Raw genomic sequence first — 20,920 nt, 5'->3', positions numbered from 1 at the left:
CTTCACCGCTCTGACCCCGACCGCGCGCACAACGCCGTGCCCGGACATCCCCCAAAGGACTTACTGCATGAGCAACAACCCCATCACGGACCACACGGTTCCAACGCAGTCCCATGCCACTGAGCACTCCCTCCACACAGAGGATGCCGGCTACCACAAGGACCTGAAGCCGCGGCAGATCCAGATGATCGCCATTGGTGGCGCCATCGGAACAGGGCTCTTCCTCGGCGCCGGCGGCCGGCTGGCGCAAGCTGGCCCCTCCCTGGTGATTGCCTACGCCGTCTGCGGCTTTTTCGCCTTCCTGATTCTGCGGGCGCTGGGCGAACTGGTCCTCCACCGGCCGACGTCGGGCTCCTTTGTCTCCTACGCACGGGAGTTCTTTGGCGAGAAGGCAGCATTTGTGTCCGGCTGGTTCTACTGGATCAACTGGGCCACCACCACCATTGTTGATATCACCGCAGCCGCGCTCTACATGAACTTCTTCGGCAACTATGTCCCGTGGATGGCCGATGTGCCGCAATGGCTGTGGGCATTGACGGCCCTGATCGTTGTCCTGGCCCTGAACCTGGTCTCCGTGAAGGTCTTTGGCGAGATGGAGTTCTGGTTTGCTCTGATCAAAGTTGCCGCGCTGGTGGCGTTCCTGCTGGTGGGAACATTCTTTGTCATCTTTGGCACGCCGGTGGATGGTCAGCAGGTCGGTTTCAGCCTCATCAGCGACAACGGTGGCATCTTCCCCAACGGATTGCTGCCGATGATCATCCTGATGCAGGGTGTGCTGTTCGCCTATGCCTCCATTGAGCTGGTGGGAACAGCTGCCGGGGAAACCAAGAATCCAGAAAAGATCATGCCGCGGGCCATCAACTCGGTGGTCTTCCGCATTGCGGTGTTCTACGTAGGCTCGATTGTCCTGCTGGCACTGCTGCTGCCCTACACAGCCTACGAAGACGGCGTGAGCCCCTTTGTCACGTTCTTCGGCTCCATCGGCGTTGAGGGCGTGGACGTCATCATGAACCTTGTGGTCCTCACCGCTGCCCTGTCCTCGCTGAACGCTGGCCTCTACTCCACCGGCAGGATCCTGCGGTCAATGTCCATGTCCGGATCGGCGCCCAGGTTCGCCCAACGGATGAACAAGTCCGGCGTCCCGTATGGCGGCATCCTGCTCACCGCCGGAGTTTCCCTCTTGGGCGTCCCCCTGAACTACCTGGTCCCGGCTGAGGCGTTCGAAATCGTTCTCAACGTCGCCTCCGTCGGCATCATCGCTTCCTGGGCGACCATTGTCCTCTGCCAGATGCAACTCAAGCGCTGGGCGGACAGAGGTTGGGTCAAGCGTCCGTCATTTCGGATGATCGGGGCCCCGTACACCGGATACCTGTCCCTGGTGTTCCTGCTGGCGGTGCTCGTGATGATCTTCATTGAGTCGCCGCTGACGCTGGTTGTCACGATCGTTGCGTGCATCATGATGGCTGTGGGCTGGCGCCTGTGCCGCAATCAGATCCGCGAGATCGCCGCCACGGAAGCCAACGCTGCTGCAGCTGACGCCCGCCAGCACTGAACGCCGGGATGAGCGATTTTTGACCTGCAGTTCCACGCAGGAAGACCTCCGGGTGGACCCGGCTTCAGACAAGCCAACTCCACCCGGAGGTCTTTTTTGTAGCTCAGCTAACTACACTGTGACTCACGCTTTGCGCGGGGTACGGATCAGTTTCTTGTTCACGAACTCATCCATGCCGAAGCGGGCCAGTTCACGGCCGACGCCAGAGCGCTTGACGCCACCGAACGGCAGGTCTGCCTGCGTCTGGGCAACAGAGTTGATGAATACCATGCCGGTCTCCAGCTGGTCAGCTGTGTCCTGTGCCTTCTGGACGTCGGCGCTGAACACCGAGCCGCCGAGGCCGTAGGGGGAACCATTGGCGAGGTCGATCGCTTCCTTGGCGTCGGCGACCTTGTAGACAACTGCTGCGGGGCCGAAAAGCTCCTCGGAGAACGCGCGCATGTCGGGGGTGACATCGGTCAGGACGGTCGGCTCCATGAAGGAACCGGGGCCTTCGACCTGGTGACCGCCGGTGCGTAGGGTTGCACCCTTGTCCACCGCGTCCTGGATCTGTTCGATCAGGTCATCCACGGCCCGCTGGGAAGACAGCGGGCCGAGCTTGGTTTCGGCCAGCAGGGGGTCGCCAGGGGTAACGCCGGCCATCCCGGCGGTGAACTTCTCCACAAACGACTCGTAGAGGTCCTCAACGATGATGAAGCGCTTGGACGCGGTGCACGCCTGGCCACCATTTGTGATCCGGCCGTTGACAGCAGCCTTGACTGTTGCGTCCAGATCATCGGCATCGAGGACGATAAAGGGATCGCTGCCGCCAAGTTCGAGGACAAACTTCTTCAGGTTCCGGCCTGCGACCTCGCCAACAGCGGCGCCGGCGCGCTCACTTCCGGTGAGTGAAACACCCTGGACGCGGGGATCGGCAATGACTTCGGCAACCTGGTCGTTGTCCAAGAAGATGTTGATGTAGGCACCATCGGGCAGCCCGGCATCCTTGAAGATCTGCTCGATCGCAACAGCCGACTGCGGGCAGTTCCCAGCGTGCTTGAGCATGATCGTGTTGCCCAGCAGGAGGTTCGGGGCAGCGAAACGGGCGACCTGGTAGTAGGGGTAGTTCCACGGCATGATGCCGAGCAGGGTGCCGATCGGGGCGGTCCGGACGAAGGCGTCGCCTCCACCGGCAACATCGAGCGGTTCATCGGCGAGGAAGCCGGGGCCCTCGGTGGCGTAGTAGGAGAAGATACTGGCGACAAGCTTGACCTCGCCCTTTGCCTGCGTCAGGGGCTTGCCCATCTCAGTGGCAATCAGGCGTGCCAGTTCGTCGGTGCGCTCCGTGTAAATTTCGGCAACGCGCCCGATCACCTTGGCGCGCTCGTCGACAGCAGTGCTGCTCCAGTCCCGGTACGCGGCGTGCGAGGCCGCCAGCGACTGTTCCATCTCCCCTGCCGTGGCAAGGGGGTATTCCTTAAGTGTTTCTCCGGTCGCGGGGTTCACTGTCTTGTAGGCAGTCATTGGTCCACCATCTCCGTTTCTAGCTGGGTTTGAGCCGGGTCGGGCGAAAGCCGCCGGGGGCGCCAGATCAGGCGCCGGCGGTGGTTCCCGCCCCGTGCTTGGGCCCAGGCTGTCCTTGTCAGGAAGCACAGGTCCCATTAGGCGCTAACCGGAAGGTGCCCCTGTCTATTCCATGAGCCCTATTCCATCAGCGTGGAGTATCCGCACCGGGATCAAGATCGTACGTCAGGTTTTCGTAGTCCGTGTCGTCCTCTTCGTCCAGGCGGTCGTTGAGCTCCTCCAGCAACCACGGGTTCACGCGGGCCAGGATCAGGCGGATCTCTTCAACGTCGACGGCGGCATACAGCACCGGGCGGGCCTCGTCATAGCGGGTGACAGGCGGCTTGTCCGGCCACTTTTCGGCGAGCGCCCTGACCCGTTCGGGCAGAGAGTTGTGCGCGTTGTCAGCGATCTTGACCAGCGTGGCATCGTGGTCCTCGGCCACAAAGCGAATGCCAGCCTGGTAGTCATCCGGATCATCGTGCAGCCGCCGGGTCACCCGTTCAATGATGGTCACGGCCCGGTCCGAGATGCCCATGTCCAAGAGGGCCTGCCGGGTCATGGGGGTGTCCTCGGCGATGTCGTGGAGATAGCCAGCAATCCGGATGTCATCGTCGAAGTCCGCCAGTGCGTCCCCCACGGCCAGCACGTGATCCTTGTAAGGCCGCTTGAGCTTGTCCTTTTGGCGGTTGTGGGCAACCTCGGCAAGAATGCGGGCTGTCTCTGGCGTGAAACCGGTCGAACCTTCGGGAGTATCAGACATGCGTTCCACCCTATCCGAGCCAGGTCCAGGGCCCCCGTGGCAGCTGCCCCGGAGCGAAGTCCGCCAGCGCTGCCGTAAGGGATTCGCCAGACAGGCCCAGCGATTCGAGGATCTTTCCCCGCACCGCGGCAGGCCCGACGCCGGCTGCCGCCAGGTCCCGCAGCGTCACCGCGCCATCGCGCTTGGCCAGCCGTGCGCCGTCGGCGTTGAGAACCATCGGCACATGAGCATACTGCGGAACCGGTACATCCAGCAGTGTGGCCAGGTACGACTGCCGTGGCGTTGAGGGCAACAGGTCATCGCCACGGACCACCTGGTCGATACCCTGGGCTGCATCGTCAACAACAACAGCCAGGTTGTACGCGATCACGCCGTCGTTGCGGCGCAGCACAAAGTCATCAACGACGCCGGTGAACTCGCCGTGGAGCGCATCGGTGACGGACCATTCTGCGACCGCGGCACGAAGCCGCACTGCCGGGGGCCGGACGGTGCGCCGCGCCTCAACTTCCGCTGGGGTCAAGGAACGGCAGGTCCCCGGGTATGCGCCCTGTGGCGCATGCGGTGCGGAGGGTGCCTCGAGGATCTCCCGGCGGGTGCAGAAGCATTCGTAGCTCAGGCCGCCGGATCCCAGCCGGGCAAGGGCATCCAGGTAGAGATCCTGGCGGCTGGTCTGCCGCACCACTGGCCCGTCCCAGTCCAGCCCAATGGCCGCCAGGTCCCGCACCTGCTCCTCTTCCGCTCCGGCACGAGCGCGGTCCAGGTCCTCCACCCGGAGCAGGAAGTCCCGTCCTGTGGAGCGCGCAAAAAGCCAGGCCAGGATGGCGGTGCGAAGATTGCCCACATGCAGCTCGCCGGAGGGACTGGGGGCAAAACGGCCGGCAGGTCTCATGCAGACAAGACTATGCCGGGGAGGGCGTGGGCCAGGCCTGTGACAGTCGCGGCCCTATTCGGCAGCGCCCCCTTTGGGCCCTGCGCCAATGGCCCACACCCGGGGCGGGTTGGTTCCGTTGACTGCATAGTCCCCCACTATGCGGGCCTTGAAGACCCAGGGATTGTGGCTGGCCGCAGTGCGGGCGTTGCGCCAGTGCCGGTCCAGGTTCTTCTTGGTACTGGTACCGGAGGCGGCCAGGGCGTCGAAGATATCCGAGGTGGCGCGGGTGGCCAGTTCGGTAATGATGACCTGCGCCTGGGCGGTTTCGAGTTCGGCCAGGTCATTGCGGCGTTCTTCTTCCTCAACGTTACCCAGGAATGCGCCATCATAGGCCCCCTGCAGGGCACGCGCTGCGCTCTCAAGGGTGGCTGCCGCAGCGTAGGCGCGGGCTGATACCTGGCCAACCACCTGGAGGATCTGGGGGTCCGCGCCGAAGGAATCGGCGTTGCCGTGTGAGAAAATCCGGGTGCGATTGCGGACCTCAAGGGCGATCTCCCGTTCCGCGGCCCTGATACTGCCAGCCAGGACGGCCAGGAGGACAGCCTGGTAGAACGCCGTCTGGTACTTGAAGCGCGTGTCAAAGTCGATGACGTTTCCGGCTTCGACAACCGCGTCGGTAAAGGTGCTGGTACCCGAGCCCGTGGTGCGCTGCCCAAAGCCGTCCCAGTCGTCGGTGTGGGTCACGCCCGGCTGGTGGGCATCAACAACAGAAATGACCTTGACCCCATTGTCCGTGCGCTGGGAGAACGTATCGATCCAGTCCGCGAAAATGCTGCCGGTGGAGTAGTACTTGGTGCCACTGATGCGGAACTGGCCCGTAGTGCTGCCCGGGTCCGGGCTGACTTTCGTGTTCACGTCACCGATCGTGACGGTACCCACTTCAGTCCAGGAATTACCCACAATCTGGCCTTCGACGAACCGGGCCAGCCACACGGCACGCTGGGCTCCTGTGGAAATGAGACGGTCCTCGACGAAGGCGAAGTGACCTCGCAGGGCCTGCGGGATGTTGGAGTCTGCGGCAGCGAGCTCGGTGAGCAGCCGGAAGAGTTGGGGCAGGGTGGCACCCAGTCCGCCATCAGGTACGGGAACACGCAGGGCGCCGAATCCTGCAGCAGTAAGCTCCCGGATCTGCTCGAAGGGAAGCTCGTGGTCCTGCTCACGGGCGCTGGCACGGGCAGCTATGCGGTCAAAAATGGGACGGAACCGGTTGGCGAGAATCTCGTAGTCGATCTCAGGGATGGTGATGGTTACTGCAGTCATCGGATGGCCTTTCGTCACGCGTGTGGGAGGGGTTTTGATGGGCTGGATCAGTGGTGGTGCAGGGTTACGCGGAGACCGGTTCGGCCACCGGCGCTGCACCGTGGCCAGTGGTGGCCACCACAGGGGTCCGGCGGGCCCGGCTGATCAGGAGGGCGGCGCCAAACAGGGCGGCGATGACCACAGCGGTAAGGCTTGCGGGGAACGGCCCCGCAGGCCACGCACCGGAAAGGCCCGCGAGTGCGGGTACCGTCGTCGTGAGCTGGCTGGTCAGGACAACAGCCCATCCGGTGAAAGGTGAGAGCGAAGACTTCCCGCCAGCCAGAATCAGGGCGAACAGCGACCACAGGACCGCCCAGCTCAGCCATAGGACCGCGAGGAAGGGGTCCCGGCCGATGTTGTCGGCGGTGTAGAAAACGGCGATTAGTGCCACCAGCGCGCAGAACCAGCCCACACCCGTGGATCCGAGGTTCAGGAGGGAGTTGAGCCCCACGTAAAGGTAGGTAATGCCGAACAGGACTATGCCGAGGGCGCCGAGCAGCAGCCCACCGTCACTACCAGCGGAAACAGCAAGGGACCCGGCAAGGATCAGTTGGAGGGTTCCAACGATCACGTTGAAGATCCCACTGTCACGCGCGGAGACCCGGCCCAGGAGGCCAAGCCCGTTGATGAGGAGCGCGGCTCCGGAGAGGATCAGGCAGATATAGGACATGGAGGAGTTCCATTCGGGAGGATGCCACGCCAGAGCGAGGCTCGATGCTTGCCGACGCGCTTATGCGCACCGGCCGGATCTTCACCTGGGGCACCCCACCACGAAGAGGGTTGCCGTCCAACAAGCCAGGGCTATCTGCTGGAACTCTTGATCTGTGATTAGGACACTATGGTGCGCAGATCAGCGGCACAAGAAAATTGACGCCACATGAAGCGATGGAAGCTACTGGACAGTTTGCGGCCAGCACTGGCGCTCAGCCGGAATGGCGCACGGCGAGCGCCCGGGTGATGTCCTCGATCAACTCAAGAGGGACAGGTGTGGCGTAAGGGAACGCCAGGGTGTCCTTGTGTGTGCGGTAAGGCGCCACGCGGGACTCAAGTTCTTCGTCGAGCCGCTCCACGGGATAGAGCCCAAGGTGCTTCTTCCAGCTGGCAAAGTGCAGTCCGTAGCGGCCCGCAAACATGACGGCCGGCATTCCATAGCGGATGGTTTCCGTGGCGAGCGGGGCGCCTCGAAGCATGGCTGCCCGGACGCTGGTCAACAGGCCCTGCACGTGCGCTGGCTGCGCGGCAATGTAGTCATGGACTGTGGCTGGTGTCGATTCCACTGCTGTTCCTCCCGGTGCCGTGCCCACCCCGTCACGAACGCTTACGCACGAGGTGGTGGAAAACAAAAGAGGCCCCTCAACCTCCGGATCTGCGCTCCAGGCGAGACTCGGTGGCTCAGGGGCCTCTGCCGGGCCGCAAACGGATTCGCGGAACGGACAGTGGTGCTGGCGATCAAAGTGTGAACAAGAATTCGCCTGCGGCAACTTCCTTGGGGGAAGTCAGATCAGGTGCCGGGTGGTGTACCGGTGGACCGTAGCCGTTGGTTTGGGAAACTGTAGTTTCCTGCTCCGTTGTCACCATTTGATCAGTTGTCCTACAGTTGGCACAACAGCGATGCGTGGGATTGGTCGATCTGACTAATCCTCAACAGTTCAGCAGACAGGAAGTGGTCAGATTGCAGATTCTTGATGCATTGGACCGGAAAATTCTCGCTGCCATGGATGGGGACCCTCGGCTTCCCATCATGGTGCTGGCGCAACGGCTGGGGATTGCGCGCGGGACTGTCCAGTCGCGGCTTGAGCGGATGACGGCGTCGGGTGCCCTGCGTCCGAACAGCAGCCGGGTCGTCCCTGCCGCCCTGGGCCGCGGAGTTGCGGCAGCCGTCAGCGCAGAACTGGACCAGAGCCACCTCGACGAGGCCATCGCGGCGCTTGAACAGATCCCCGAGGTCCTTGAGTGCCATGCTCCGGCGGGCGATACCGACCTGCTGATCCGTGTGGTGGCCACCAGTCCAGACGATCTGTACCGGGTCTCAGAGGAAATCCGGCTCTGCCCCGGGATCGTGCGAACCTCCACCAGCATGTTCCTCCGCGAGGTCATCCCGTACCGGACCACGCGTCTGCTCAGCGACTGAAGCGGGAGGCGGGGAGTTCTGCCCATCGCCGTCGCGCTCCATCACGGCTAGTCTCACAAAGAGGATTCACGGGCCGCGCACGACGGCGGCACGCACCACATCGAACCAAGGGACACAGTAGTGGCGGGTAACTTTTACGGCGCGGACGTTGCGCAGTTGCGTCAGCTCGCCAAGGAACTCGCAGCGGGCTCTACCCGCTTGAGCGACCTGGGCCAGCAGTTGAGCAGGGCCGTTGCATCCAGCCCGTGGAAAGGCACCGACGCCGACAGGTTCCGAAGCGACTGGAGCTCACAGCACCTTCGCGTGCTGAAAGCCGCAGCCGCCGGGATGGAAAAGGCGTCCCGCACTGCCCTGCGCGACGCAGATGAGCAGGACAGGGCGAGCGCTCGGAACAGTGGGCCAGGTGTGACCGGCACAGCTGGCAGCCCTTCTGCCGATGCAGCCCAGCGCGAACTCACGGAAAAGCTCAATGGCATGACTTCCGCGGAACGTTCCGGATACCTGGCAAGCGAAGAATTCAGGCAGTGGGCCCGCATGAACCCCGAGGCTGCCAAAGCGGCAATGGATGCTGCCGCAGACTCGGGGCTGATCGCCAAGAACTCACCGGAGTACAAAGACTTCCTGAACGATTTCTGGAATCAGCAGGCAATGCGCGACATGGGAATCGACCCCTCGGCGTGGGATACCAGCAAGGGCACCGAGTACAACTGGGAAACCATCAAGAAGGTCTACGATTTTTACGGCGAGGCATACCTTGCCAACCCTGACCTGCAGTGGGCTGGTATGGCCAACATGATTGGTCCGTCGTTTGCGGGTGGCTTTAGGGACATGGCCATGCTCCGGGACATCGCACAACAGATCTCCGATAACCCTGTGTCAGATATTCCCCTCCCCCTCCTGGACCAGATCAGAGACCTCGCCACCATGACAGACGAGGAAATCACGTTCTACGAGACCAGCATGCTGGACATGAACAAGGAGATCTTCCTCGATCAGGCCCGGCAGCACCAGGCATACCTGACAGGTGGCCTGGAGGAGATCAACCGGCTTCGCGACTCCGGCGCCCTTGACCCTGGTACGGCGCGATCCTGGGCCCTCATCGATTCTGGCGACCCGGCACAGGTCCAGGAAGGTAATACGTCGCTCCTGTACCGGGAGCAGAACGAGATCATCGCTGATGACTACAACGCCATGCGGGAACACCCTGGCGGTGAAGCTGTCACCTACTTGGTGACACTTGCCGGCGAACCCTCCATCCCGGGGGCCAAGAGCTACCCCGAAGTCTTTCCCTACACCTTCAGCATGGAAAGTCCGGGGCCGGACCACGTGCCATTCACCAACTGGGACAACCCCACCCAATTCCGCACGGACTTCACCACGGGATTCCCTGCAGGCAACATTGCCAACGCAGACGAACGGTGGGCACTCATCAAGCAGGACACACTGCCGGTCTACCAGAACCTGTTGGCGACTGATCCTGACCAGGCCCGTGAGATCATCGGTTCAGACTTCAACGGCCGGGTGGAGCAGTACCGCCCCACCAACAACATTCCTGGCATCATGGACCGCTTTGTGTCCGGCTTCGACGCGGAGGTACATCAGTGAAGCATCCAGTTCGCCTCCGCCAGCCTGCAGCCCTGGCACTTGCCGCACTGCTTGCCAGCTTGGCACTGACCGGGTGCCAGAGCGAGCGCCCCACACCACCCGAACCAGCATCCCAAGGAAGCAGTACTGTGAACACCAGCGAATTCTCCACCCTCGACGCAGCCGGTGTGGACCAGATCCTCGCAACCAGCACAGCCACACTGGACATGAGCTCCGGCGCCCTGGCCAAAGCTGACGTCGGGGTAGCCGAGGAAAGTTACGGGCCGGAAATCAATGCCCGTAACGCAGGGAAGATCGACCTCACCATCAAAGGGCCCGACGGCGTGATCACCGGAGATACAGGCCGTATCCGCTTTAACACCACTGACGCACGGCCTGATTTCAGCGAGGTGACATACTTCCTCACCGCCACCTCCCCGGAAGAATATTTCGCCCTGATCCGCGATGGCGTCAACCGCTACGGGATCGACAGCGACTCAGCCGAACGATGGATCACCGCCACCGAAGCCGATCTGACGTCCAAGGACGAATTCGCCATCACACCGGGAACGGCGACGGGCCTCGAAGTCAGCTACGACCTCCGCTACGACGGCTCACAGGAAACGCAGGTCATCATTGTCCATGTATTCCCGGCCCCACTCTGAGGCGTGGGTCAATCCCCGCCCAAGCGCTTCCACTCCTGCTTCCAGATCCGCCGGCTCTCCTGGTCCCGCCTGATCCGTTCCACCTCATCAATATCGCGCCGCGCGCCAGCCTGATCAGGCTTGCGCAGCCACTCCTTGGGATGCAGGTTCCGCTTGCTGATCTCCACCAACAGCGAAGCCCTTTCACTCATCGCGTCATTGCGCAGCATCATGGCCGTCCCGCGGCGTCGAAGCACCTCAGCAAGTGCTTCCTGGGCCTCCTCGAGCCAGCCTTCCTGCCGGAGGGCACGGGAGCGGACCTGTAACAGGGCCGCTGAGAGGTCGTCCTCGTTCAGCAGTCCTTCCGTCCAGGCAATTGCTGCCCCGGTGCGCCCCAGCGAAAGAGCAAGCGAGCTACGCGCCAAGGCGGACGGCAACGATGGTGGCAGCCGACCCAGTGCGGTCAGGGCATCTTCGGTGCGGCCGGTTTCGCGCAGCGCATGTGACAGTGCAAGGAGTACTGACTCCTCACTGAACAGCACCGGCACCTGCACCTTCTCCACTACTTCAACGCGGGTGACTATCCGCGAGAGGTACGTCAGCGCATAGGCATTGGCATCGTCGTCGTTCCGCAGTGAAAGTCCGCGTCGCAGGTGCTCGGAAGCCGGGCGGTAGTCGCTGTTCCGGTAGGCCTGCAACCCGGCCATGAGATGAGCCAGCCCTGCCCAGCCTGAATACGTGCGGGCCAGGGCCAGGAGCCGATCAGGCTGCCTGGAGGTGTACACGGCCTGATGGAAAGCCTTGGCCGTGCGGGACTCGCGACGGTGCACACGCGGGATGTCCCCATCCACAGCGAGCACCGAACCGCTGTTGCCGCCCATGACCTCGGAGAGCAATCCACTCACGCTGTCGGTCAGACCACGTACAGGGGTCCACAGCTGCACAGCGCCAAAGGGCGCGAGGTCCCGGGTGTCCTGAAAAATGGGCTCAGCATCACCGGCGGTCATGACTCCATGCTATCCGCGGCGTGAGGATCAGGCATTTGCGGCGGCCACCCACAGGCCAATAACCCAGGTGCTCGCAGCCAGGCAGGCAAGCCCGCACTCGACCAACATGCCCAGACCGGTAGCCTTCAGCGCAGCCCAACTGGACCTCGCAGCGGTACCAACCTGCCGGGTCCGCGCCAGCTCACTGAGCAGCAGTCCTGCCGCAAACCCCACAAACAAGCCCACCAGCGGGATGATGAACATGCCAACCACTCCCACCAGGATTCCGACCAGCACGCTGCGGCCGGGAATGGCGTGCTGCTTCATCTTCCGGCCGGTCAGGACCGCACTTGCCGTCATTCCTGCCCCGACAAAAATCAGCCCTATTCCGAAGACCACCCATCCGATGGCCCCGGCTCCGCCCCAGAGAGCCCATGCCAGCAGGCTCAGGCCAATCAGGATGCTGCCCGGCAGCACGGGGATGATGGTCCCGGCCACGCCCACAACAATGGCCAGCCCGCACAGGACGCTCACAACAATGTCGGGGTTCATGCTGCCAAGTGTAGGTGGCGCCGGGTCCGCTCAGTCGACACCCTTGATCTTCACCACGAAAACAGCTCCCAGCAGGCCAATAATGGCTGCCAGGACAAAAAGCGTGACGTAGCCGCCCAGGTACTGCACCGAGAGGAATGCCAGCAACGGTGCAAAGACCTGGGGCAGCGAGTTGGCAATGTTGATGACACCCATGTCCTTGCCCCGGTCCGTTGCCGTGGGCAGGACCTGCGTGAGTAGCGCGAAGTCCACCGCTAGGTACGCTCCAAACCCAAATCCTAGAACAGCCGCTCCCACTAACGCTCCGGGCCAAACCGGGAAAAACGCCATGATGAGGCCTGATGCGGCGATGGCTGCGGACGAGCCAATAACAAAGGGCTTGCGCCGGCCGACCCTGTCACTCATGGGTCCGGCCAGCACTGCTGAGATCATGACCGCAACGGCGTAGATTCCCGTCAGGATCAGCACGCCCAGTGCCGGGTCCGGGAAGCCTATGACATCACGTAGGAAAAAAAGCAGGTAGACGATGGTGAGCTGATTGCCCGTGTACACCAGGAGGCGCGTCAGCCAGGCCCAGCCGAAGTCGGGGTGTTTGGCAGGGCTGATCCAGAAACTGCGCAGGAACGGCAGCAGCGAAAACGGGCGCCTCTCGGCTAGGGGGAGCTGCTGGTCATCGCTGTGGAAGATATAGGGCAGGACGGACACGAGGAGGGCCGCCGCACACAGGACGTACCCGACCAGGAAGTTCCCTGTGACAACAGCGCCAAGCACTGCTCCCACCAGGATTCCACCCGTCTGTCCCATGGCAGCCAGCCCGCCCACCCTGCCGCGCTGGCGGACCGGAACGCGGTCCGGGATAGCTGCGGTAATGGCAGCGTAGGCCGCGTTGGCGCCCAGCTGGACCAAGCACCAGAACAGCACCATCATGGCAACCGCGGTGGCCCCCGACATGGCCAGAAGCGCCGCCGTCGCCAGGATTGCCCCACCAAGGACCCACGGCGCGCGCCGGCCAAAACGCGAGGGGGTGCGGTCCGACAACGCCCCGGACAGTGGATTGGCCACGAGGGAAACGGCCGCACCGCACCCGGTCACCAGGGACAAGATAGCTTCCTTATTGGCCGGATCGATGCCGATGGCCTGCTGGCCGATGAAGATGTTGATGGGACCAAAAAAAGCTGCGTTGATTCCCACGTTGACCAGGACCAACCCAGTGACCCAACGGGCGGAAACCTTGCGGGTAGGCTCCGCCAGGGCGGCGCTGGCACCAGAACTACCGCGAGGGGGCAGTGGGGCAGGAGTATCTGACTGATTCATGACGTGAGCTTTCCCCAAAACGACTGGCCGATGTGAGCTTCAGACTATCGTGGGCTGCAGCACCAAACTGATCATCAACTTCCGGCTGTTCCGGCCAGACCTGCAACGGAGCACCATGACCGAGCCCAGTACCGCGACCACTGCCATCAACACCGCAGACCTCTATGACAATCGGGGTGAGGAACTGGAATCCATGGCCCTGCAGTTCCAGTCCCTCGGGGGTCGCACCCATTTCAGCGGTCCCATCCGGACCATCAGCTGCCTGGAGGACAACGCGCTGGTGAAGTCGACCCTCGGCTCGCCCGGCAACGGCGCCGTGCTGGTGATTGATGGCGGCGGTTCACTAAGGACCGCCCTGATGGGGGACATGATCGCGGCGAGCGCCGTGCGCAACGGGTGGTCCGGCGTCGTGATCAACGGCGCCATCCGAGACCGCGAGGCCCTTTTGAAGCTTGACCTGGGCGTCAAGGCTTTAGGCAGCAACCCGCGCAAAAGCGCCAAGGACGGTGCGGGCGAGAGCGATATTGACCTGGTCATTGATGGCGTCAGGTTCCGCCCCGGGGCACTGATCTGGTGCGATCCGGACGGCATCCTCGTGGCATCCTGAACCAACCCGTCACGACGCACTGACCATGGTGCGGGGAACAAATCTGGCAGTAAGATAGTTACTGAAAGCAACTATCATCCTTTTAGGTCCCTTGGAGCCCCCGTGTCTAAAAACTCTACCGCCACAGCGCCCGGGGCAACCCTCACGCACCGGCAACTCATGACAGTGCTGGTGGGACTCATGCTGGGCATGTTCCTTTCCTCGCTGGACCAGACGATTGTGTCCACATCGATCTACACGATCGCCAATGACCTAGGCGGTCTGTCACTGCAGGCATGGGCTACCACCGCCTACCTCATCACCTCGACAGTGAGCACCCCGCTGTATGGAAAACTCAGCGATATTTTTGGCCGCCGTCCCCTGTACCTGGCAGCCATTGTTATCTTCCTGATCGGCTCGCTCTACGCCGGTTCCGTGAACTCGATGCCGGAGTTGGCAATTGCACGTGGCATCCAGGGCATGGGCGCCGGTGGCCTGCTGGCCCTCGCGCTGACCATCATCGGAGACATTGTTCCGCTGAAGGACCGGGCAAAATACCAGGGCTATTTCATGTCCGTGTTTGGTGTCTCCTCAGTCCTGGGCCCCGTGGTGGGCGGGGCATTTGCCGGGTCCAGCACTATCCTGGGTTTTGATGGCTGGCGCTGGGTATTCTTCATCAACCTCCCCATCGGCCTGGCAGCCCTGGCAGTGGTCTTCCTGTACCTCCACCTGCCGGCCAAGCACGTCAAGCAGAAAATCGACTACATTGGCGCAGCAGCAATCACCCTGGCCATTGTGCCGCTCCTGCTGGTTGCGGAACAGGGCCGCAGCTGGGGCTGGACCTCCTTTAATTCTTTCCTCTGCTACGGACTCGGAGTCCTGGGCATCGTGGTGTTTGTCACGGCAGAAAAGAAGGCTGGAGACTACGCGCTGATTCCCCTGCGGCTCTTCCAGAACCTCACTTTTGGCCTGTCCTCACTGCTGAACTTCCTGATCGGCATTGGAATGTTCGCTGTGATCGCGATGCTCCCCATGTACCTGCAGCTGGTCAAGGGCCTTACCCCTACGGAGGCTGGCCTGATGATGATTACCTTCACCGTGGGTATCCTCACCGGATCCATCACCGCTGGCAGAACCATTTCCGCATCGGGCACCTACCGGATCTTCCCCATCCTTGGCACCGCCCTGCTAACGGTTTCTGCCATCACCATGAGCCTGACGCTGGGTGTCGATACTCCACTGTGGGTTCCTGGCCTGATCGCCGTGTTCGTAGGCATGGGCCTTGGTTTCTGCATGCAGCCCCTGACCCTCGCCATGCAGGTCTCCGTTCCTCCCAAGGACATGGGAGTGGGTACCTCCACCGCAGCATTCTTCCGCTCCATGGGCGGCGCGGTGGGCACGGCAGTGTTCATCTCGCTGCTGTTCAGCCTCGCCGCAGACAAGATTGGCGATGGCATGAGATCTGCAATGGGTTCTGCTGATTTCCAGGCAGTACTCAAGGATCCCGCCGTTGCCGCGGATCCAGCCAACGCCAAACTGTACGAGTTCTTCCAGAATGGGGCGTCCAACGATTCCCTGAATGACACCAGCTGGCTGCACACGGCAAACGAAACCCTCACCAGGCCCATCATCCAGGGCTTCGCCGACTCGATCGACATGGTCATGCTCACTGCAGCCATTTTGACGGGCATCGCGTTCCTGATCACCTTTGCCCTGCCCAACAAGAAGCTGACAGACGCTCCGGAGCCCGTTCCGGCGCACTGATCGGCACTGACGCCGGGTGGGCTCCCGAACGGGGTCCCACACGGCGGAAAATCAGAAGCATACTGTCTGCTTGCTCTCATTTTTGCTGGAAATGACTGGAGTGGCGGCGCTCACGGTGTAAGACTGATAAGGCTTCGCCGGACGCGGAGTCAGTCGAGGTTTAAGGAAATGCAATGGCCAGCGCCAAAGAGCAAGATACAGCCAAGATCCCCAGGCGGGTGATCTGGCTTGCGCTTGCGGGCGCCGTAGGTGGTTTTCTGTTCGGTTTTGACTCTTCGGTAGTCAACGGCGCCGTTGATGCCATCCAGGGAGAATTTGCCCTCTCCGAGGCCCTCACCGGCTTTGCCGTGGCGGTTGCCCTGCTGGGCTGCGCCGCCGGTGCATACTTCGCGGGCCGCATTGCTGACAAATATGGCCGCATTCCGGCCATGAAGATCGGCGCATCCCTTTTCCTCATCAGCGCAGTGGGTACCGGATTCGCCTTCGGGGTGTGGGACCTGGTCTTCTGGCGCCTGGTCGGTGGACTCGGCATTGGCCTGGCGTCCGTCATTGCACCCGCCTATATCTCCGAGATTTCCCCGCGACAGGTGCGTGGCCGCCTTGCGTCGCTACAACAGCTCGCCATCACCACAGGTATCTTTGCCGCCCTGTTGTCCGACGCCGTCATTGCCAATGGCGCCAGCGGCGCTGACCAGCCGTTCTGGTTGGGCATTGAGGCCTGGCGCTGGATGTTCCTGGCAGGCGCCGTCCCCGCGATCGTCTATGGCTGGATCGCCTTCACCCTTCCAGAGTCCCCGCGGTTCCTTGTGGTCAAGGGCAGGGAAGAGGAAGCACGCAAGGTCTTCAACATGATCGCCCCTGCCGAGGACACGGATCGCAGCATCCGCGACATCCAGCGCGGTATCGAAGAAGACAGGGTGGCTGGCCAGAAGGGGTCCCTGCGTGGCCACAGGTTTGGATTACTGCCGGTGGTCTGGATTGGCATCATCCTTTCCGTCCTCCAGCAGTTTGTTGGCATCAATGTGATCTTCTACTACTCCACCACGCTCTGGAAGGCAGTTGGTTTCCAGGAGGAGGATTCGCTCACCATTTCCGTGGCTACGTCCATCACGAACATTTTGGTGACACTGGTGGCTATTGCCCTAGTGGACCGTATTGGTCGCCGCCCCATCCTGCTCACAGGCTCGATCGGCATGGCAGTTTCCCTCGGGACCATGGCCCTCGCGTTCTCCTCCGCCGTAGGATCCGGCGAGGACATCTCCCTTCCCGGTGCCTGGGGTCCCATCGCCCTGGTTGCGGCAAATGTTTTTGTTATCAGCTTCGGCGCATCCTGGGGACCACTGGTCTGGGTCCTGCTGGGCGAGATCTTTCCCTCCAGGATCCGTGCCCGAGCCCTGGGCATCGCGGCGGCGGCTCAGTGGATCGCAAACTTCGCCATTACCCTCAGCTTCCCCGTCATGGCGGCGGCATCCCTGCCGCTGACCTACGCCATGTATGCGGCCTTCGCGGCGGCGTCGTTCTTCTTTGTCATGTTCAAGGTCCCGGAGACCAACGGCATGTCTCTGGAGCAGGCCGAAACGCTGTTTGTACCCAAGGGATCCAAGAAAGCTGACGCCAGCAAGAACTGATCCCTGCTCCACTTGGCATCATCGACGGACACCCCGGCACTCCCAGGGTGTCCGTCAGTTTAAGCGCCGCTGTGTGACAGCCACCGTCGGGCGCAGCCGCTAGGTTTGGTGCATGACTGAAATGGGTGCGTTACTCGAGGCCGATCAACTGCTGGTGGGCTATGGTGGCGCGCCTGTGTGCGGAGCAGTTTCCGTGTCTGTGCAGGCGGGCGAGATCCTGGGGGTCGTGGGGGTCAACGGCGCCGGGAAATCCACTGTCGTCCAGACGATCGCGGGACGCCAACCTGCCCTGGGCGGCGAGGCACGCATTAGCGGGATTGCCGTTGACCGGGATGCCGTGCATTTCCGCCGCCAGGTGGCAGCCGTGTTCGACGACGATCTCTTCTTCCCGTCGCTGAGCGTCGCCGAACACCTGCTGCTGGTGGCTCGTGGCCACTCGCTGGAGTATCCGGAGGAAAGCGTCAGGGCTGAACTGGATTTCTTTGGACTCACCGACCGAGCGGCTGCCGTGCCGGATGCGCTCTCCTCAGGACAGCGCCGCAGGCTTCTGCTGGCCGCCGGTTTCATTAGACCGGCATCCCTGTTGATCCTCGATGAGCCCGAACAGCGCCTAGACCCAGTCATGCGGGACTCCCTTGCCGAACGGATTACAGCCCATGCCGCAGCCGGCGGCGCAGCCGTTCTGGTCACCCATGACCCAAGTCTGCTGGTACGCACCGCCACATCCTGCCTGCTGATCAAGGATGAGGTGGAGCTGGTAACGGCAGACCAGGGGGCAGCGTACATTGCGGGAATCTGACAACGGAGTCCGTCACGGGGCGGTGCGTGCTGGCACCGGCTCCACCCTGTCCCGCGATATTGTGGCCTTCACCCGCCGCAACTCCCGATCCTATAACCGTGCACGGACCTCATTCGGTGAGGTTTTTGCGGACATCTACACTTCTGTCCTGGCCTTCGGATGTTTGGCGGCGATTGCCGTGTCCTTTGTCCTGGCAATGCGCGACGAGGTGGCTGGCCAGGACCCGACACAGGGCGGGCTGCTCCCCGGAAACTCGTTCCAGCTACCCTCCAGTGTGCTCTGGGCCCTCCTGACCTACGCTGCGCTGACGGGAATCCTGACGGTGTCGCGGCGCCTCGGACCCATCGCCGTTACAGGCGCCCAGGGCACCTGGTGGCTTCCCTTGCCCCTTGACCGGACACCCATGGTGCGGCCCACGTTCCTGCGCCGGATGATCTGGGTGGGGGTGGGATCCGTGCTTGGCTATTTCGCTTTCAGCCTTGTGACGGCCCTGAATCTGAGCGCCACTGGACACGCCTTGGCGGCCGGAACCTTTGGAGCTGCCAGCGTGGGAGTCCTGGGAATTGCCGCCATGCTTCAGCTCAGCGTGCGGAACCCTCGGTCACTACGCGCCCTGAGTGCACTGGTGCTGGTACCCCTGGCGCTCCTGCCGGGATTCGCACCCGACCCATGGGCTTTCGCGCTGGCCCTGCTGGCCGCAGTCGGCATGGTGGTTGTTGTCTTCCGACGGGCAGGCCAGGTCAGGGGTAGCGAGCTAATTCGCGGCGGCGCCGTGTCTGGGCATGCTGGCGCCTCGGTCTTCTTCCTGGACACCAACGAGCTGATGCGGTCACTGGCAGGTGAGCCGAGGCCCATGGCAGCCAACCGTGCGGCTGCTCTCTACGCCATGCCGGCGCGCAGTCCCCACCTGGGGCTGGTCAAGGCTGATGTCGCCGCATTCCTGCGTCTCCAGCCCCCTCTTACAGTTCCCGCACTGTGGCTGGTTGCCTGCCTGGCATTGATGCTGGCCGACGTCGGCCTTTCCGTGCCCGTCCAGCTTGCCTTTGTGGTGATTGCTGGCTGTGTCGTGGCCAGCGGAATGGGAACGGTGGCCAGGCGTACCGCCCTGCTTCCCGAGCTGGACGCGATGCTGCCGTTATCCCCCGCCCAGGTTCGCGCCAGTCGGATGCTGATGCCCGCCGTCGCACTGGGCCTGTGGATGACAGTGCTGAGCGGGGCTGTTGTGCTGCTGGGACGCGGTGGCCTTCCCCTGATCCTTGTTGGCGCGTTGGCCGGGGTGGGAATGGGCGCCGGAACCGTCCGTGGGGCATCCCGGCCTGCAGCGGACTGGACAGTGCCACCGGTGGACACGCCCTTCGGGCCAGTCCCCCGAACCCAGCTGTCCGCCCTGCTGCGGGGGCTGGATGTCACCATAGCTGCCATGCTTCCGCTGCTGTTGGCCCTCTACATAGGACAGGCCACCACCTTAATCCTGCTGATGCAGGCGGTGGTGACCGGCGTCGTGATTCTTGTGGTGCTGTACTCACGTCCCACGGCAGCGGGCCAACGCTAGGGCCTCAGACGATGTGCGGTTCGTGGGCTGTGAGGTACCTGCGTCCGCTGAGGGCTACCAGGATGGCAATGCCCATGGCCAGGGCCCCAGCGAAGAAGGGAACCTGGGGGCCAAAGTATTCAGCCAGCTGGGCCGCGAGGAATGGGGCCAACGCGCCACCCATCCAGCGGACAAAGTTGTACCCAGCGGAGGCTACGGGACGCGGTGAATCGGAGACGCCCATGGCCAGTTCCGTGTAGACGGTGTTATTGACGCCCAACAGGGCGCCCGCCGCGATCACCAGCACCACCACCGTGGGGACTGAATGCCCTGCAGCAAGGCCTATTCCCACCAGGTCAAGCAGAAGCAGCGCGAGGGTTCCGGTGAGAACCTTGACAGCACCAAACCGGTTCTGAAGAACGGGGGCAACAAACACGCTGAAGATGGCGACTGCCACGCCCCAGCCAAAGAACACGCCACCGATTCCGTAGGCATCCATTCCTAGGATGAAGGGCGTGAAAGCGAGAATGGTGAAGAAGCCATAGTTGTAGAAAAGGCCGCTGGCAGCAGTGGTCCGAAGCCCCTTGTGCCCAAGAGCCAGCAACGGGTCGCGGAGGCGAATCCTGGCTTCTGGTTTGGGGGTCGCTGGCAGCAGTGTGAGCAGGGCAATGAATGCGATTGCCATCAGCACCCCGGTTCCAAAGAATGGTGCCCGCCACTGCCAGCCGCCCAGGAGCGCGCCGAGCAGGGGGCCGAGCGAAATGCCCAGGCCCAGCGCCGCCTCGTAAAGGATAATGGCTGTGCCCGCGCCACCGCTGGCCACGCCCACAATCACGGCAAGGGCGGTCGCGACAAAGAGGGCGTTGCCAAGGCCCCAGCCGGCCCGGAATCCCACAAGTTCATTAACGCTGGTGGCGGTGCCGCTCAGCGAGGCGAACACCACAATGATGGCGAGGCCGATCAGCAGCGTCTTCTTGCCGCCAATCCGGGAGGATACCCACCCTGTGATCAGCATGGCCACCGCTGTCACCAGGAAGTAGCTGGTGAAAAGCAACGAGACCTGGCTGGGGCTGGCGTCAAGGTTCTTGGCAATGGCTGGGAGGATCGGATCGACCAGCCCGATCCCCATAAAAGCAAAAACGGCTGCAATAGCTGTGGCCCAGACGGCTTTTGGCTGCTTGAGCAGCGATGCCTTTTCCGCCTGGAGTGTCTCTTCTGCGTCAGGCGCCTCTTGCGCCGCCTGTGCTCCTGCGAGCGAGCCCTTCATGGGGTATCTCCTGTTGTTGACCAGCCGTCATATAGGCAGCCTTGATG

At 62.7% G+C, this 20,920-nt stretch carries 19 protein-coding genes and 1 riboswitch; of the genes, 9 read left to right on the top strand and 10 right to left on the bottom strand.

The features are described 5' to 3' along the window. Positions 1 to 67: 67 nt before the first annotated feature. Positions 68 to 1,552, top strand: a complete 1,485-nt coding sequence (locus QMG79_RS11150) for an amino acid permease (protein WP_283538655.1) — start codon at positions 68 to 70, stop codon at positions 1,550 to 1,552. Positions 1,553 to 1,675: 123 nt separating this feature from the next. Here QMG79_RS11150 and QMG79_RS11145 read toward each other — a convergent pair whose 3' ends face one another. From QMG79_RS11145 to QMG79_RS11120, 6 genes are all read right to left on the bottom strand, one after another. Next, positions 1,676 to 3,055: an NAD-dependent succinate-semialdehyde dehydrogenase gene (locus tag QMG79_RS11145; protein ID WP_283538654.1), complete on the bottom strand. Its 1,380-nt coding sequence runs from the start codon at positions 3,053 to 3,055 to the stop codon at positions 1,676 to 1,678. Positions 3,056 to 3,242: 187 nt separating this feature from the next. Beyond that, complete coding sequence (locus QMG79_RS11140; RefSeq protein WP_283538653.1) at positions 3,243 to 3,857, bottom strand: HD domain-containing protein; 615 nt, start codon at positions 3,855 to 3,857, stop codon at positions 3,243 to 3,245. 10 nt (positions 3,858 to 3,867) lie between these two features. Then, complete coding sequence (gluQRS, locus tag QMG79_RS11135; protein ID WP_283538652.1) at positions 3,868 to 4,746, bottom strand: tRNA glutamyl-Q(34) synthetase GluQRS; 879 nt, start codon at positions 4,744 to 4,746, stop codon at positions 3,868 to 3,870. Between the two features lie 54 nt (positions 4,747 to 4,800). Then, positions 4,801 to 6,048, bottom strand: a complete 1,248-nt coding sequence (locus tag QMG79_RS11130) for an acyl-CoA dehydrogenase family protein (RefSeq protein WP_283538651.1) — start codon at positions 6,046 to 6,048, stop codon at positions 4,801 to 4,803. A gap of 64 nt (positions 6,049 to 6,112) precedes the next feature. Further along, positions 6,113 to 6,757, bottom strand: a complete 645-nt coding sequence (locus tag QMG79_RS11125; protein ID WP_283538650.1) for an AmiS/UreI family transporter — start codon at positions 6,755 to 6,757, stop codon at positions 6,113 to 6,115. A 39-nt stretch (positions 6,758 to 6,796) separates the two neighbouring features. Next, a riboswitch (SAM riboswitch) is annotated at positions 6,797 to 6,910 on the bottom strand. A gap of 100 nt (positions 6,911 to 7,010) precedes the next feature. Further along, positions 7,011 to 7,364 (bottom strand): iron chaperone, encoded by a 354-nt coding sequence (locus QMG79_RS11120; protein WP_283538649.1) that lies wholly within the window; start codon positions 7,362 to 7,364, stop codon positions 7,011 to 7,013. Between the two features lie 395 nt (positions 7,365 to 7,759). Here QMG79_RS11120 and QMG79_RS11115 point away from each other — a divergent pair, with 395 nt between their 5' ends. The 3 genes from QMG79_RS11115 to QMG79_RS11105 all read left to right on the top strand — a co-directional run bounded on the left by QMG79_RS11115 (position 7,760) and on the right by QMG79_RS11105 (position 10,467). Next, a complete protein-coding gene (locus tag QMG79_RS11115; protein WP_283538648.1) occupies positions 7,760 to 8,218 on the top strand; it encodes an Lrp/AsnC family transcriptional regulator in 459 nt (152 codons plus the stop codon). Positions 8,219 to 8,338: 120 nt separating this feature from the next. After that, positions 8,339 to 9,823 carry a WXG100 family type VII secretion target gene (locus QMG79_RS11110; protein ID WP_283538647.1) on the top strand — a complete coding sequence of 495 codons (1,485 nt, stop codon included), beginning with the start codon at positions 8,339 to 8,341 and terminating at the stop codon, positions 9,821 to 9,823. Next, positions 9,820 to 10,467, top strand: a complete 648-nt coding sequence (locus tag QMG79_RS11105; RefSeq protein ID WP_283538646.1) for a hypothetical protein — start codon at positions 9,820 to 9,822, stop codon at positions 10,465 to 10,467. Before QMG79_RS11110 ends, QMG79_RS11105 begins: the two co-directional genes overlap by 4 nt. Positions 10,468 to 10,475: 8 nt before the next feature. Here QMG79_RS11105 and QMG79_RS11100 read toward each other — a convergent pair whose 3' ends face one another. The 3 genes from QMG79_RS11100 to QMG79_RS11090 are packed head-to-tail and all read right to left on the bottom strand — an operon-like array spanning position 10,476 to position 13,298. Further along, the gene (locus QMG79_RS11100) at positions 10,476 to 11,453 is read right to left on the bottom strand and encodes a tetratricopeptide repeat protein (RefSeq protein ID WP_283538645.1); all 978 of its coding nucleotides are present in this window, start codon (positions 11,451 to 11,453) and stop codon (positions 10,476 to 10,478) included. A gap of 27 nt (positions 11,454 to 11,480) precedes the next feature. Next, entirely contained in the window at positions 11,481 to 11,984 is a 504-nt protein-coding gene (locus QMG79_RS11095) for a DUF456 domain-containing protein (protein WP_283538644.1), read from the bottom strand. Positions 11,985 to 12,014: 30 nt separating this feature from the next. Then, positions 12,015 to 13,298, bottom strand: a complete 1,284-nt coding sequence (locus QMG79_RS11090) for an MFS transporter (RefSeq protein ID WP_283538643.1) — start codon at positions 13,296 to 13,298, stop codon at positions 12,015 to 12,017. Positions 13,299 to 13,413: 115 nt separating this feature from the next. On the opposite strand from QMG79_RS11090, the gene rraA reads away from it, so the two are divergent. From rraA to QMG79_RS11065, 5 genes are all read left to right on the top strand, one after another. Further along, positions 13,414 to 13,905: a ribonuclease E activity regulator RraA gene (gene rraA / locus QMG79_RS11085; protein WP_283538642.1), complete on the top strand. Its 492-nt coding sequence runs from the start codon at positions 13,414 to 13,416 to the stop codon at positions 13,903 to 13,905. A 159-nt stretch (positions 13,906 to 14,064) separates the two neighbouring features. Next, entirely contained in the window at positions 14,065 to 15,648 is a 1,584-nt protein-coding gene (locus QMG79_RS11080; RefSeq protein WP_283538715.1) for an MDR family MFS transporter, read from the top strand. Positions 15,649 to 15,821: 173 nt separating this feature from the next. Beyond that, positions 15,822 to 17,276 (top strand): sugar porter family MFS transporter, encoded by a 1,455-nt coding sequence (locus tag QMG79_RS11075; RefSeq protein WP_283538641.1) that lies wholly within the window; start codon positions 15,822 to 15,824, stop codon positions 17,274 to 17,276. Positions 17,277 to 17,397: 121 nt separating this feature from the next. Next, a complete protein-coding gene (locus tag QMG79_RS11070) occupies positions 17,398 to 18,075 on the top strand; it encodes an ABC transporter ATP-binding protein (protein ID WP_283538714.1) in 678 nt (225 codons plus the stop codon). Beyond that, positions 18,062 to 19,627 (top strand): DUF6297 family protein, encoded by a 1,566-nt coding sequence (locus QMG79_RS11065; protein WP_283538640.1) that lies wholly within the window; start codon positions 18,062 to 18,064, stop codon positions 19,625 to 19,627. Before QMG79_RS11070 ends, QMG79_RS11065 begins: the two co-directional genes overlap by 14 nt. Before the next feature lie 4 nt (positions 19,628 to 19,631). Here the strand turns inward: QMG79_RS11065 and QMG79_RS11060 are convergent, their stop codons facing one another. Next, the gene (locus tag QMG79_RS11060) at positions 19,632 to 20,873 is read right to left on the bottom strand and encodes an MFS transporter (protein WP_283538639.1); all 1,242 of its coding nucleotides are present in this window, start codon (positions 20,871 to 20,873) and stop codon (positions 19,632 to 19,634) included. Positions 20,874 to 20,920 lie beyond the last annotated feature (47 nt).

Origin of the sequence: Pseudarthrobacter sp. PS3-L1 (assembly GCF_030063285.1) — a bacterium.
Classification (GTDB): domain Bacteria; phylum Actinomycetota; class Actinomycetes; order Actinomycetales; family Micrococcaceae; genus Arthrobacter.
Note: the sequence above shows the minus strand (reverse complement) of the source record. Positions and strands in the feature narration are given on the sequence as shown.

Excerpts from the sequence above, each read along its gene's own strand:
- QMG79_RS11150 (WP_283538655.1), top strand. The coding sequence starts at position 68 with ATGAGCAACAACCCCATCACGGACCACACGGTTCCAACGCAGTCCCAT.
- QMG79_RS11145 (WP_283538654.1), bottom strand. The coding sequence starts at position 3,055 with ATGACTGCCTACAAGACAGTGAACCCCGCGACCGGAGAAACACTTAAG.
- QMG79_RS11140 (WP_283538653.1), bottom strand. The coding sequence starts at position 3,857 with ATGTCTGATACTCCCGAAGGTTCGACCGGTTTCACGCCAGAGACAGCC.
- gluQRS (WP_283538652.1), bottom strand. The coding sequence starts at position 4,746 with ATGAGACCTGCCGGCCGTTTTGCCCCCAGTCCCTCCGGCGAGCTGCAT.
- QMG79_RS11130 (WP_283538651.1), bottom strand. The coding sequence starts at position 6,048 with ATGACTGCAGTAACCATCACCATCCCTGAGATCGACTACGAGATTCTC.
- QMG79_RS11125 (WP_283538650.1), bottom strand. The coding sequence starts at position 6,757 with ATGTCCTATATCTGCCTGATCCTCTCCGGAGCCGCGCTCCTCATCAAC.
- QMG79_RS11100 (WP_283538645.1), bottom strand. The coding sequence starts at position 11,453 with ATGACCGCCGGTGATGCTGAGCCCATTTTTCAGGACACCCGGGACCTC.
- QMG79_RS11095 (WP_283538644.1), bottom strand. The coding sequence starts at position 11,984 with ATGAACCCCGACATTGTTGTGAGCGTCCTGTGCGGGCTGGCCATTGTT.
- QMG79_RS11090 (WP_283538643.1), bottom strand. The coding sequence starts at position 13,298 with ATGAATCAGTCAGATACTCCTGCCCCACTGCCCCCTCGCGGTAGTTCT.
- rraA (WP_283538642.1), top strand. The coding sequence starts at position 13,414 with ATGACCGAGCCCAGTACCGCGACCACTGCCATCAACACCGCAGACCTC.
- QMG79_RS11080 (WP_283538715.1), top strand. The coding sequence starts at position 14,065 with ATGACAGTGCTGGTGGGACTCATGCTGGGCATGTTCCTTTCCTCGCTG.
- QMG79_RS11075 (WP_283538641.1), top strand. The coding sequence starts at position 15,822 with ATGGCCAGCGCCAAAGAGCAAGATACAGCCAAGATCCCCAGGCGGGTG.
- QMG79_RS11070 (WP_283538714.1), top strand. The coding sequence starts at position 17,398 with ATGGGTGCGTTACTCGAGGCCGATCAACTGCTGGTGGGCTATGGTGGC.
- QMG79_RS11060 (WP_283538639.1), bottom strand. The coding sequence starts at position 20,873 with ATGAAGGGCTCGCTCGCAGGAGCACAGGCGGCGCAAGAGGCGCCTGAC.